15 protein-coding genes are annotated in these 12,873 nt (G+C 54.7%); all 15 read left to right on the top strand.

What is annotated here, in order from left to right; translation table 11 throughout:
- Positions 1 to 27 precede the first annotated feature (27 nt).
- Entirely contained in the window at positions 28 to 2,196 is a 2,169-nt protein-coding gene (gene pnp, locus ACZ46I_RS05645; protein WP_226508047.1) for a polyribonucleotide nucleotidyltransferase, read from the top strand.
- 92 nt (positions 2,197 to 2,288) lie between these two features.
- Entirely contained in the window at positions 2,289 to 2,597 is a 309-nt protein-coding gene (gene rplU, locus ACZ46I_RS05650) for a 50S ribosomal protein L21 (RefSeq protein ID WP_013506829.1), read from the top strand.
- A gap of 21 nt (positions 2,598 to 2,618) precedes the next feature.
- A complete protein-coding gene (rpmA, locus tag ACZ46I_RS05655; protein WP_013506830.1) occupies positions 2,619 to 2,891 on the top strand; it encodes a 50S ribosomal protein L27 in 273 nt (90 codons plus the stop codon).
- A 92-nt stretch (positions 2,892 to 2,983) separates the two neighbouring features.
- On the top strand, positions 2,984 to 4,000 hold the full coding sequence (gene obgE / locus ACZ46I_RS05660) for a GTPase ObgE (protein ID WP_464281724.1): 1,017 nt from the start codon (positions 2,984 to 2,986) through the stop codon (positions 3,998 to 4,000).
- Positions 3,987 to 4,364 carry a ribosome silencing factor gene (rsfS, locus tag ACZ46I_RS05665; protein ID WP_013506832.1) on the top strand — a complete coding sequence of 126 codons (378 nt, stop codon included), beginning with the start codon at positions 3,987 to 3,989 and terminating at the stop codon, positions 4,362 to 4,364. Before obgE ends, rsfS begins: the two co-directional genes overlap by 14 nt.
- Complete coding sequence (locus tag ACZ46I_RS05670; RefSeq protein WP_013506833.1) at positions 4,324 to 4,794, top strand: 23S rRNA (pseudouridine(1915)-N(3))-methyltransferase RlmH; 471 nt, start codon at positions 4,324 to 4,326, stop codon at positions 4,792 to 4,794. The genes rsfS and ACZ46I_RS05670 overlap by 41 nt, the downstream gene beginning before the upstream one ends.
- 15 nt (positions 4,795 to 4,809) lie before the next feature.
- Complete coding sequence (locus ACZ46I_RS05675; RefSeq protein WP_013506834.1) at positions 4,810 to 5,169, top strand: TraR/DksA family transcriptional regulator; 360 nt, start codon at positions 4,810 to 4,812, stop codon at positions 5,167 to 5,169.
- Positions 5,169 to 6,680, top strand: coding sequence for a 2,3-bisphosphoglycerate-independent phosphoglycerate mutase (gene gpmI / locus ACZ46I_RS05680; protein ID WP_464281725.1), 1,512 nt, complete (start codon positions 5,169 to 5,171; stop codon positions 6,678 to 6,680). The genes ACZ46I_RS05675 and gpmI overlap by 1 nt, the downstream gene beginning before the upstream one ends.
- Positions 6,677 to 7,324 carry a ComF family protein gene (locus tag ACZ46I_RS05685; RefSeq protein ID WP_013506836.1) on the top strand — a complete coding sequence of 216 codons (648 nt, stop codon included), beginning with the start codon at positions 6,677 to 6,679 and terminating at the stop codon, positions 7,322 to 7,324. The genes gpmI and ACZ46I_RS05685 overlap by 4 nt, the downstream gene beginning before the upstream one ends.
- Positions 7,321 to 8,952, top strand: coding sequence for a PAS domain-containing protein (locus ACZ46I_RS05690; protein WP_013506837.1), 1,632 nt, complete (start codon positions 7,321 to 7,323; stop codon positions 8,950 to 8,952). Before ACZ46I_RS05685 ends, ACZ46I_RS05690 begins: the two co-directional genes overlap by 4 nt.
- Positions 8,953 to 9,004: 52 nt before the next feature.
- Positions 9,005 to 10,000, top strand: coding sequence for a type I glyceraldehyde-3-phosphate dehydrogenase (gap, locus tag ACZ46I_RS05695; protein ID WP_464281726.1), 996 nt, complete (start codon positions 9,005 to 9,007; stop codon positions 9,998 to 10,000).
- Between the two features lie 12 nt (positions 10,001 to 10,012).
- On the top strand, positions 10,013 to 11,200 hold the full coding sequence (locus tag ACZ46I_RS05700; RefSeq protein ID WP_464281727.1) for a phosphoglycerate kinase: 1,188 nt from the start codon (positions 10,013 to 10,015) through the stop codon (positions 11,198 to 11,200).
- 147 nt (positions 11,201 to 11,347) lie between these two features.
- Positions 11,348 to 11,773, top strand: coding sequence for an ATP synthase F0 subunit B (locus ACZ46I_RS05705; RefSeq protein WP_013506840.1), 426 nt, complete (start codon positions 11,348 to 11,350; stop codon positions 11,771 to 11,773).
- Positions 11,770 to 12,327, top strand: coding sequence for a F0F1 ATP synthase subunit B family protein (locus ACZ46I_RS05710; RefSeq protein ID WP_013506841.1), 558 nt, complete (start codon positions 11,770 to 11,772; stop codon positions 12,325 to 12,327). The genes ACZ46I_RS05705 and ACZ46I_RS05710 overlap by 4 nt, the downstream gene beginning before the upstream one ends.
- Positions 12,324 to 12,860 carry an ATP synthase F1 subunit delta gene (gene atpH, locus ACZ46I_RS05715; protein ID WP_013506842.1) on the top strand — a complete coding sequence of 179 codons (537 nt, stop codon included), beginning with the start codon at positions 12,324 to 12,326 and terminating at the stop codon, positions 12,858 to 12,860. Before ACZ46I_RS05710 ends, atpH begins: the two co-directional genes overlap by 4 nt.
- The last annotated feature ends 13 nt before the right edge of the window (positions 12,861 to 12,873 follow it).

A 12,873-nucleotide genomic window follows, 5' to 3' on the forward strand; every position in this document is an offset into this window, starting at 1 on the left:
TTTTCCTCGAACCTGTAAGGAGTAGTAATGGAATCGGTATCAGTAGAGTTCGGTGGAAAAATTATTGAAATGCAAACCGGCCAGGTGGCACGCCAGGCTTCGGCGGCTGTAGTGGTGAGGCAGGGCGATAATGTCATTCTGGTCACGGCCGTGAGCAATAACGAGCCCAAAGAGGGAATCGACTTTTTCCCTCTGACGGTCAATTATATTGAAAAGCGTTACAGCTCGGGCCGGATTCCCGGTGGTTTCAAGAAGCGTGAAGGCATGCCGTCGGATGACGAAACACTGATTTCGCGTCTGATCGATCGCCCGCTGCGCCCACTGTTTCCCGATGGATACTTCAATGAAACTCAGGTTATTGCCACGGTCATGTCATCTGACGGAGAGACGCCTGCTGATGTGCTGGCCATGTATGGCGCGGCTACAGCGCTGCATATCTCCGATGTTCCTTTTAATGGGCCCCTCGGAGCGTGCCGCATTGGCCGCATCGACGGTCAGTTTGTGCTGAATCCGACCTATGCGCAGATTGAGCAGAGCGACATGGACATCTCCCTGGCGGCCACGCGGGACGCGATCCTCATGATCGAAGCCGGCGCCAAAGAGGTTTCCGATCAGGATATCCTTGACGCCGTGGCTTTCGGCCAGCGTGAAATGGGTCGACTGCTGGACGCGCAGGAGCAACTGCGTACTCAGGCAGGAACCCCCAAGCGCGCGTTTACTCCCCAGCTGGTGCGCGATGAGGTTCGCGGTGCGGTGCGGGAGCAGTTTGCCGGACGTCTGCGCGACGCCCTGGCTGCTGGCGGCAAGATGGAAGTGTACAGCGCCATCGACCAGACGAAAAAAGATCTGCAGGAACACTTTGCTGCGGTTCTGGGTGAAGAGGAATTTGCGGCGCAGAAAAAAGAGTATATGCGGGCCTTTGGCGACCTTGAGCGGGACATCATGCGCGGACGTATTCTCGATGAAGGCAAGCGCGTTGACGGCAGAAGCCTCAATGAAGTGCGCCCCATCAGCATAGTCCCTTCCTTCCTGCCTCGCACCCATGGCAGCGTGCTCTTCACTCGCGGCGAGACCCAGGCCATTGTGGTGACAACGCTGGGTACCGTTTCCGATGAGCAGTTTGTGGAGAACCTTGAGGGTGAGCGTCGCTCAAACTACATGTTCCACTACAACTTCCCGCCCTACTGTGTTGGCGAGGCTGGTTTTCTGCGCTCGCCCGGACGCCGGGAAATCGGTCACGGCGCTCTGGCGAAGCGGGCCATTGAGGCGGTTCTGCCCCAGGGCGAGGATTTCCCCTATACGATTCGCATCGTTTCGGAGATCACCGAGTCCAATGGCAGTTCCAGTATGGCCAGTGTCTGCGGTGCGTCGCTGGCGCTTATGGATGCCGGTGTGCCCATCAAGGGAGCCGTTTCCGGTATCGCCATGGGCCTGATCCTTGAAGGCGACCGCTTTGCGGTGCTCACCGATATCCTTGGAATCGAAGATCACCTGGGGGATATGGACTTCAAGGTGGCGGGAACGTCCCGGGGCATTACCTCGCTGCAGATGGACATCAAGGTTGAAGGCATCACGCTGGAGATCATGAAGGCGGCCATCGAGCAGGCCAATGGTGGGCGCATGCACATCCTTGACCGCATGAATGAGGCCCTGGATACCCACCGCCCTGAGCTGAATCCCCACGCGCCCCGTATCGTGACCATCTATGTCAAGCCTGACAAGATACGCGATATCATCGGAACCGGCGGCAAGGTTATCCGCGGTATTGTGGAGCAGACCGGCGCCAAGATCGATATTGACGACGATGGTCGCTGTCTTGTGGCTTCCGCCAACAAAGAGAGCCTTGACATGGCGGTTGCCATCATCCAGGGAATCCTTGAGGAGCCGGAGATCGGCAAGACCTATAAAGGGAAAGTGAAGAAAGTTGCCGAGTTTGGCGCTTTCGTGGAATTCCTGCCCAATCAGGACGGCCTGCTGCATATTTCGCAGATTGACCACAAACGCGTTGAGCGGGTCAGCGATGTTCTGCAGGAAGGCGACGAACTGGAAGTACAGCTGATTGAAGTTGACTCCAAGACCGGTAAGTACAAGCTGTCCCGCAAGGCACTGCTGGTTCGCCCTGCCGGTATGCCCGATGATGATTCCGATGGCGATGGCGCTGAGCGTCGCCGTCCGATGCACAGTAAACGCCGCTGAAGCAGTATTTTTCCTTGACTTGGGGTCGGGGGGTGTATATGCTTTATCGGTTTTGTAAGAAAAATGATTGAGAGTTTCATGGAGGTGCAGCCGTGCAAGCGGTCATAAAAACCTGCGGAAAGCAGTACCACGTCAGCGAAGGAGATGTCCTGTCTGTCAGCCGTCTTGAAGGCGAGATCGGTGATGTCGTGCATGTCAATGAAGTACTTCTGCTCAGTGGTGACAGTGTTGTTGTTGGCGCTCCCTATGTCGAAGGCGCGAAGGTATCTCTGGAGATCCTGAGCCAGTACAAAGGGAAGAAGATTATCGCTTTTAAGTCCAAGCGACGTAAAAAATCGAAGTGTAAGCGCGGCTTCCGGCAATCGCTGACCAAGATTCGCGTTGCCAAGATAGAACAGTAACGAGTATTGAAGGAGTAGACCATGGCTCACAAGAAAGCAGGCGGCAGTTCCCGCAATGGACGGGATTCACAGTCCAAACGCCTTGGAGTGAAAAAGTTCGGTGGCGAACAGGTTCTGGCCGGAAATATTCTTGTTCGTCAAAGAGGCACGCGCTTCTATCCCGGTGAAAACGTTGGAATGGGCAGGGACTTCACCCTTTTCTCCAAGGTTGAGGGCAAGGTGACTTTTGTGACCAGAAAAGGTGGCAGAAGGTATATTAATGTTGTTGAAGCGGGCACGGAAAGCGCCAGCTGAACACAGGTGAATTTTAACCCCCGAGGGAGCACCAGCCATGCGTGGCCAGTGCTCCCTTTTCTCATTACAGATTTACCGTAAAAGAGTTTCATATGTTTATTGACAGTATCAGTATAAAGGTTCAGGGCGGCCGTGGCGGCAATGGCTGCATGAGTTTCCGCCGTGAGAAGTATGTGCCGCTGGGTGGCCCCGATGGAGGCTGTGGCGGCGCGGGCGGTAATGTCGTTCTGGAGGCTGATGAACGCTATCAGACGCTCCATGACTTCAACTACCAGCGCCACTATACCGCCAAGCGGGGGCAGCACGGCAAGAGTGCCAATATGACCGGGCGCACCGGCGAGGATCTGGTGTTGAAGGTTCCTCCCGGAACCCTGGTGCGCGATGTTGCTACTGGTGAACTGCTGGCGGATATGGTGGAAAATGGCCAGCGATTCGTGGTGGCAGCTGGCGGTCGTGGTGGTCGGGGAAATCTCTGTTTTCAGTCTGCAAATAACAAGGCTCCACGCCGGGCTGATGATGGTCAGGAAGGCGAGTACCGCGAAATTGAGCTTGAATTGAAGCTGTTGGCCGATGTGGGTATTGCCGGGCTGCCCAATGCCGGCAAGTCTACTCTGATCTCGCGCATTTCATCGGCACGCCCGAAGATTGCTGACTATCCTTTCACAACGCTTGTGCCGCAGCTGGGGGTAGTGAAGGTTTCCGATTACCAGTCCATGGTGGTGGCCGACATTCCCGGCCTTATCCGCGGAGCCTCCGAGGGAGTGGGCCTTGGTCACCAATTTCTCAAGCATATAGAGCGTACTTCCCTGATTCTCCACTTGGTGGATCTGGCCACAGATGAATATGACATCGAAGAGGCATATGCCATCGTTGACGAGGAGCTGCGTGCCTATGGAGATGAACTGGCCAGAAAGCATCGCATCGTGGTGGGCACCAAGACCGATAGTTGCCAGGATAGTGATCGTCTGCAAAAAATACGCAAGCTGGCTGAGGAAAACGGGTTTGACATAATTTTCATTTCCAGTATAACAGGCGACAATCTTGACGCCCTGGTGCGTCTTGCCTGGGAAAAGCTCTGTGATATTCGAGGTATACATGAAGTCCAGTGAACTTTTGGAGCGCATCCACCAGCTGGCGGATGAGAAACATGCAGCGGACGTGAAGGCCCTGGAGCTTGCAGGAGTCTCAAGCTTTGCCGATTATTTCTACATCTGTACAGCCCAGTCCGCGCGCCAGGCCCAGGCAATCGCTGACCATATTCGCGAGACAGTGAAGAAGGAAGCCGGTGTCAGCGTGCTGGGCGCAGAAGGCTATGATACCGGTGAGTGGGTTCTGCTTGATTTTGGAGATATTATTGTGCACATTTTTTCTCCCCAGCTGCGCGAGTACTATCGACTGGAGTCCCTCTGGGAGGGAGCGCCCGAGGTGAATTTTGAAGTATCGTCTTCTGAGCACCGGCAAGATCCGCAATAAGCATATCCAGGCACTGGTCGCCGACTATGAAGGGCGTATTCATCGCATGGTGCCTTTCGAAAGCGTTGAGATCGCCGATGAAAAGATTCAGTCTGGCCGGCCCGTCGCGGCCATTCAGAAGGCTGAAGGAGAGCGGCTGCTGAAAAAAATTCCCGCTGATGCCTGTACGGTGGTGCTTGATGAAAAGGGAAAGCAATTGAGTTCTGTTGAGTTGGCAAACTGGATTCAGGGCATGGAGAGTCGGTACCGGGAGATGATCTTCTGTATCGGTGGTGCCCTGGGGCATGGCGAGGAAGTGAAGGCGCGGGCTGATTGCCTCCTCTCACTTTCCGCCATGACCATGACCCACACGATGGCCCGGCTCTTTGCCGTGGAGCAGCTGTACCGGGCCTTCGCCATTCAAAAGGGTTTGCCTTATCATAATGAATAACTGGAGGTTTGCCATATGGCGATGAATCTGGAAAACGCAAAAGAAACCTTGATTCAGATGAAGCGGGATCTCTTGGAGGCTATTCGACAGCGCAGCGAACAGAGCAATGAGCTGGGTCGCGATGGTGCTCAGGACAGTGCGGATGAGGCTAACAATGATAACCTCCGCAACATCATGATTGAGATGAATGACCGGGACTCCCGCAAGGTGCGCCTGATTGAGCTGGCCCTTGATCGCATTGAAAAAGGCGAGTATGAGACCTGCATGGAGTGCGGAGAGCCTATTGGCACCGAGCGCCTGGAGTATCGCCCTTTTGCCCGTTACTGTCGTGACTGCAAGGAAGAACTGGAGCAATCCAAGGAAGTGGATGACTGATGTCCAGCCGGGCTGCACTGATTATTCTGGATGGTTTTGGCTTTCGCCCCGAGCAGCTGGGGAATGCGACTGTCGCCGCTGATATGCCATTTTATCGTGGGCTCCTGTCCCGGTATCCCCATACACTGATCCATGCCAGTGGCGAGGCGGTCGGCCTGCCGACCGGTCAGATGGGAAACTCGGAAGTGGGGCACCTCAATATCGGGGCCGGAAGGGTGGTCTACCAGGATCTTGTGCGCATCAGCAAGGCCCTTGGCGAAGGGAGTATCGCCGAAAATGAGACTGTGAACTCCTTTCTTGCGCAGGTGAAACCAGGGCGGACCCTGCACCTTATCGGGCTGTTGTCCGACGGTGGTGTGCATTCCCACCTCGAACACCTTTTTGGTCTTATCGACTACGCCCGTTCCCGCGGCGTGAAATCCATCGCCGTGCACGCCTTTCTGGACGGGCGGGATACGCCGCCACGCAGTGGCCTGGGCTATATCAGGCAGCTGCAGGATTTCCTGGCCAGCCGTCCTGGTGTGGTGCTGTCATCGGTCATCGGCCGTTTTTTTGCCATGGATCGTGACAAACGCTGGGAGCGGGTGGAGAAGGCGTACCGCCTGTTAGTTCACGGTGAAGGGGAGGTTTGCCCCGATGTCGAAGCCGCGCTGGAGCGCAGCTATGCCAGCAATGTCACCGATGAGTTCATGGAGCCCCTGAAGTGCAGTGGCACTCCCAATATAGCGTGCGATGACAGTGTTTTCTGCTTTAACTTTCGCTCGGACAGGGTTCGTGAACTGACACAGGCTCTGGCTCTGGACGCAGATCTGCCTTTCGCGACACCGGTAAAAATTCAACGCTTCCTGTGCCTTACCGAATACTCTGCCGACTTTGGGCTGCCCGTAGCCTTTGAGCAGCAGCCGCTGGCCGATATTCTCGGTGATGTGGTCAGTGCCCGGGGGCGAACCCAGCTGCGCATCGCCGAAACCGAAAAGTACGCCCATGTCACCTTTTTCTTTAATGGAGGAGTAGAGCGGCAGTTTCCCGGTGAGCAGCGGCTCCTCATTCCCTCTCCCCGTCAGGTCAGAACCTACGATGAAAAACCCGAGATGAGTGCCATGGAAGTGGCCGATGCTCTTTGCGCCCATGTGCGTCAGCAGCAGCCGGATCTGATTATTCTGAATTTCGCCAATCCTGATATGGTAGGACATACGGGGATTTTCGAGGCTGCTGTGGCAGCCTGCGAGGCGGTTGACCGTGCACTGGAAAAAGTTGTCAATGAGCTGCTGCAGCACGGGTATGCCGTATTGATCACGGCAGACCATGGCAACGCCGAACAGATGCTGGATGCCTCCGGCCAGCCGCATACTGCCCATACCAGTAACCCCGTGCCCTTCATTGCGCTGACATCGCAGCCATGTCAACTGCAGCAGCAAGGTAAACTGGCGGATATCGCGCCGACGCTTCTGTATCTGATGGGTATTGAAAAGCCTGCTGCCATGACCGGGACACCGCTGCTCTCCCTATGAAACCGCTTGCACGTCTGTGTTCACGGGTTCTGGATATTGCCTATCCCCGCATCTGCCGTCACTGTCATCGACCCATCGAGCGTGAGTTGCAGGCCACGGCTTTGTGTGCAGCCTGTTCACGGCTCTGTGTCCTGGATATGTCCACCCAGCTTCTTGACCCCCTCTGGGTTACTTCCCTGTATACCTATAAATCGCCTCTGCTCTCCCTGCTGAAGTCGTGGAAATACAGCCGCGACATGCAGGCTTTGCAGACCCTGACCTGGTACTGGCGCAAAGGGATTGTCAGTATGCCCGATGAGTATTTCGCGGGCGCCGTAGTCACCTGGGTGCCCATGCATTTTTCCAAGTACCTGTACCGGGGCTTCAACTCGGCCCGGCAGCTGGCGCTGGATGTTCCGGGGGAGAAACGGACACTTCTGTGGCGCTACCTGCCCGGTTTCTCCCAGGCAGGCAAAGGGAGAAAAGATAGACTTGCCACGGCTGGCTTTGCTATAGTGCCAAAGAAATATAACGTTCAGAAAGTGGTGCTGGTGGATGATATTGTCACTACTGGAGCCACTCTGCGGGCATGCGCTGTGGCGCTGTTGCCGAAAACCGGGGGGAATGTGCGTGCAGTGACGCTTTTGAGGGCCGATTCGCTATGAAGTATACCGTGTCATCCAACGAAGTGAAGTTTCTGGAGTTTTTTACCCAGTCGCTTCTGCAGGCACAGTGCTTTTACCAGATGATCGTTGGTGTGGCTGGCCATGAGTCTTTCACCATCATCGTGCGTGGTGCTGCTGATGACGTGAAGGTTTATCAGCAGGAGGTCAGCTATAAGGATAATCCGGTCAGCAATGCTATTCAGAGTGTTTTTGAGACAGGCAAGTCAGCGGTGGTGTCGGCAACCCAGAACGAACAGGCTTTTCAGATACTGGCCTTTGCCTTCCCCCAGCTTCACGAAAAAGGTTTTGTGCTCTTTGACAGCAAAGGCTATTCAGAGGTCTTTTCCCAGGACACCATAACCTTTCTTCAGAATAAAGCGTACAGCGTCGGTAACCTCAAAGGTCTGCTGATGAGTACCTTTGAATCCTACCAGAGTCAGATTAACCGCATGCGCAGAGATGCGGCTGACTTTTTTTTCCAGTCTCAGGGAGACAAGCCCGAATGCGACGAAGCAACGGCGCAGCTGCAGGAGATGCAGAACATCCTGGCTGTGGTCAAGGAAAGTCGTCGTAAACTCTACACCCTTTTTGACAATATCTCCGTTGGCCTGTGTTCTATTGATCCATCGCTGGTTATCGTCAATGTAAACCGTTATTTTGCCAGGGCCATAGCGGGTAAGGATGTCAAGGATCTGGTGGGGCAGTCGCTGAGCCCCTATGTCAATATCAGTCAGCACATGGCAACCATTAGTGAAGTGTTTGCTTCTGGCGAGGGTCGCACCACGGTGGTCGACGAGATGGGGGGGCATGGGAGTAACCGCACCTTTTCCGTTGAGCTGTTTCCCATTTCTGAAAATGATGCCATTATAGAAGTGGGACTGCTTTTCAAGGATATCACGGAGCTCATGAAGACCCAGAAGACCTTCCGTGATTTTCAGAAGTTCACCCAGAACAAGTTCAAGAACCTTGATTCGCTGCAGAAAGAGTACAGCCTGCTCTCTGAGAAGTACAAGGCACTCTATTCGCGCTATGTAAGTGCGACAAAGGAGTTCCAGGAGATGAGCAAGCGCCACCAGCTGCTGGGCGTGAAGTATGAGCAGGCTGTGGGGCTTATTGAAAAGGGCGAGCAGGGAAAGTTGATGGTGGAGAAGCTTGCGGAGCAGAAGAAGCGGCGTGAGCTCGTATTGCTGCTCTCCCGTCAGAAAGAGATGGTGGAGAACCTTCTCATTGAACGGGCCGATGTTGCCAAGTCATTTGGCGAGGGGTATCAGCGCTACCTGCATCAGATATCCCTCTACCTCAATCGTGTTGATAATATGGTGAGCAAGTCGGGGCTGAGCAGTGCCCAGCTTGAGGAGGTGCAGGAGATGACTGTGGAAGTGCGCCAGCAGCTTGAGCGTTTTACGCAGTTGATAGCTCCGGTCTTTGAGGTGGTCAGTGATCTGCGTGGCAAGGTGCAGTCATTCTCCCGCGAACTCCATGAGTTTGTGCAGAAATATTCCCGCGAAGGAGCTCCAGAGGAAGAAGAGAGCTCCTCGGGTGAATACACCTACCGGGCACTGGCTCCTACCCAGGCACCCCGTGAAGCGGGCAGCCGCGACGGAATACAGATGTTTGTTCTTTCTTGAATTCTGATATACGCAGAACTGCAGACTACAACTTTTTCTCCAGGAGGATTGTATGAAAATTGCCATCAATGGATTCGGCCGGATCGGACGTTCGGTTTTCCGCATTGCTTCACAGCGTAAGGATATGGAAGTGGTCGCCATTAACGATCTGACAGATCCCGCCACCCTGGCGCACCTGCTGAAATATGACTCGGTTCACGGGATTTTCGGCCAGGAAGTCAAGGCTACTGAGAAGGGCATTGTCGTTGATGGCAGGGAGATCCGGGTCTATGCGGAAAAGAATCCCGCAGATCTTCCGTGGAAGTCCCTGGGTGTTGACTATGTCGTCGAGTCCACCGGAATATTCACCAGCAAGGAAAAAGCCGAGGCGCATATCAAGGCCGGAGCGAAAAAGGTCATAATCAGCGCCCCAGGGAAAAACGAGGACATAACCATAGTGATGGGCGTGAACGAGGGCAACTACGATCCGGCCAGCCACCATGTGGTTTCCAATGCCTCCTGCACCACCAACTGTCTGGCGCCGGTTGCCAAGGTTATTGTCGATAACTTCGGTCTGGTAAAAGGATTCATGACCACCATCCACTCCTATACCAATGACCAGCGCATCCTCGATTTGCCCCACAGTGATTTGCGACGCGCGCGGGCTGCTGCCATGAGCATGATTCCCACCACCACGGGCGCCGCCAAGGCTGTTTCGCTGGTTATTCCTCAGGTGAAGGGGAAGCTTGACGGCGTTGCCGTGCGAGTCCCTACCCCCAATGTGTCCGTGGTCGACTTTGTCTGCCAGGTGGAAAAGAACACCACGACTGAAGAGGTCAACGCCACCCTGAAAGCCGCGGCCGAAGGCCCCATGAAAGGCATCCTGTCCTTCTGCCAGGAGCCCCTGGTCTCCATCGACTTCATGGGGAACAGTCACTCCAGTATCGTTGATGCCGATAACACCAAGGTAATGGATGGTAACCTGGTGAAGATCTTCTCCTGGTACGATAATGAGTGGGGCTACTCCTGCCGTTGCGTCGACCTGATCGCCTATATGGCATCACGCTGATTCGGGGGAAGCATGGCCAAGCAAAGCGTGCGCGATATTGATTTCCAGGGGAAGCGGGTTTTTGTCCGCGTCGATTTCAATGTTCCGATCAAAGATGGCGTGGTGCAGGACGCAACGCGAATTGAAGCCGCTGTTCCCACCGTGGAGTATATTGCCGGTATGGGAGGCAAGGTTATCCTTGCCTCCCATCTGGGGCGCCCGAAGGGTAAGCCCGATGCGACATTTTCCCTTGAACCCGTTGCCGCCGAGCTCGCGAAGCGCATGGGCCGTCCAGTGGTATTTGTGCCGGACTGCGTTGGGCCGAAAGTGGTTCAGGCGGTTGCTTCCATGCGGGCTGGCGATGTCGTCCTGCTGGAAAACACACGCTTCTACCGTGAAGAGGAGCAGAATGACCCCGAGTTCTCCCGCAAACTGGCTGAAAGTGCCGATATCTATGTGTGCGATGCCTTTGGCTCTGCTCACCGTGCTCACGCTTCCACCGCAGGTATGACCGCGTATATTGCGCAGAGGGTCACCGGCTTTCTCATGGAAAAGGAGCTGGAATACCTCAGTGTTCGTATCAGTCAGGCTGAGGCGCCCTTCGTGGCGATTCTTGGCGGCGCCAAGGTCTCCGACAAAATCCCGGTTATCGAAAACCTCTTTGATAAGGTGCACCATATCATCATCGGTGGCGCCATGGCCTACACTTTCCTCAGTGCCCAGGGAATACGCACCGGGAAATCCATGGTGGAAGAGTCCATGAAGGAATATTCCCTGCAGCTGCTGGCTACGGCGCAGCGCAAGGGCGTTAAAGTGCATCTGCCCGTCGATCACGTGGCCGGACGGGAGTTCTCCGAGGTGACGGAAAAGCTGATCACTCCCGATGCCCATATCCCCGACGGGTATATGGGTCTTGACATTGGCCCCCGCACCAGGCAGGCGTTTCAAGAGATTATTGCGGGAGCCAGGACGGTGCTGTGGAATGGCCCCATGGGGGTGTTTGAGTGGCAGAGTTTCGCCGAGGGAACCTTTGCTATTGCCGCCGCCATGGCGAACAATACCGCTGCTACCACCATTGTTGGTGGTGGTGATAGTGTCAGCGCCATTCAGCAGAGTGGTCTCGCCGATCGCGTCAGCCATATCTCCACTGGCGGGGGAGCCAGCCTGGAGTTACTCAGCGGCGTCGACCTTCCAGGTGTGGCCTGTCTTTCAGACAAATAATTTTCTGTCACTTCCGTCCTGGCAGGATTGTATACACACGCTTGACGAGATTGTATACACATGGTAGATTACGGCGTTTTACTCTCTCGGGGTGCGCTTGTATCTATTTGTGAACGGGCGTATTAAGTATTGCTCAAGGGGTTTATCGTGATTGATTTGAATGTGACGTTTTTTATTCAACTTGCGAATTTCCTGATTTTCCTCGTCCTTCTCAATCATATCCTCATCAAACCCATGGTATCCATGCTGCAGAAAAGAAGGACCACCATGGAGGGTTCCGCCGCTCAGGTGCAGAGCACTGACGAACTGGTTGCCCGCAAGAAAGCAGAGTATGAGGATGCTTTGGCCCAGGCCAAAAAGGAAGCCAAGGATTATGCCGAAGCCGAGCGTCGCGCGGCACTGGCCCAACAGGAAGCTCTTCTTCAGGAGGCGCGGCAGGAGTCCGAAGCTCTTCTGCAGTCTGGACAACAACAGATTCAGCAGCAGATGGAAACATCACGCAAACAGCTTTCCGGCGAAGCTCAGTCGCTGGCTGAGCTGATCAGCTCGAAGTTGATGGGGAGGGCATCATGAACCGCCGTCTTTGCGCTCTGCTGGGCCCGATTCTCATCCTGATACCGACCATGGTGCAGGCTGCCGAAGGTTATCCCACCTTCAGTTCCATGTTTCCCAAAGCGTTTAACTTCTTTCTCCTGGCAGCATTGCTGTATTTTATTCTGAAAAAATATGTCATAGCCTTTTTCAAGGGGCGTACAGAACGCATTGAAAGTGAGCTCAGCGCCGCTCGCAAGGCCCAGGAAGAGGCGCAGCGCAAGGCGGCCGAGTACGAGGAGAAGTACCGTACCGTAACCGACGAACTGGCGAAGCTGAAAGAGACCATGCGCATATCTGCCCTTGATGAAAAAGAAAAGATTCTGGCTGAATCCAAGGAGATGGCGGATAAGATGGTGGCCAACGCCAAGTCTGCCATTGAGATTGAGTTCGCCAAAGCTCAGGCGGAAATCCGTGAGCTGGTTCTTGAAAGTGCCTTCACCGTCGCCAGGGATAAGCTCAAGGACACCATGGACAGTGCCAAGAATGAAGAGCTGGTCAAGGAATATGTCAGTGGTATAAGGGGGATGAAGTGAGTGAATCCATAGTAGCCCGGCGCTATGCGCTGGCGGTATATGAGCTGCTCAAAGCACAGTCAGCCACCGAGATTTTCGCGGCGGAGGTTGGCGCTTTTTCCCGTGAAATGCTGAGCTCCGATGAACTTGCCCACTTCTTTCTCAATCCGACCGTCCAGAAGCGGGATAAAATTACCGCTCTGGAGCTGAGCAGCAAAGGCATGCATTCGGTGTGTGCCCGATTCCTCGTGCTGCTGGCTGCGAAGGGTCGTCTGGGAATTCTGGACGCTATTGTTCGTGCCTACGAAAATATCTATAACGATGACCGCAACCGGGTGGTCGCTCAGGTGCGCTGTGCGTTTCCCCTGGACGACAAGGGCCTTGAAGAGATTCGTCAGGCCCTTGCTGCCATTACCCGCAAGGAAATCGAAGTGCAGACAGAAGTGGATGAAACGCTGATCGGCGGCGTTTGCGCCCAGATCGGTTCCGTAGTTTATGATGGATCCCTGCGCGGCCATCTGGACAAGATGAAAGACAGCTTAGTAAAAGCTTAAATTTTATAGAGGT

This window comes from Desulfurispirillum alkaliphilum (genome assembly GCF_055378285.1).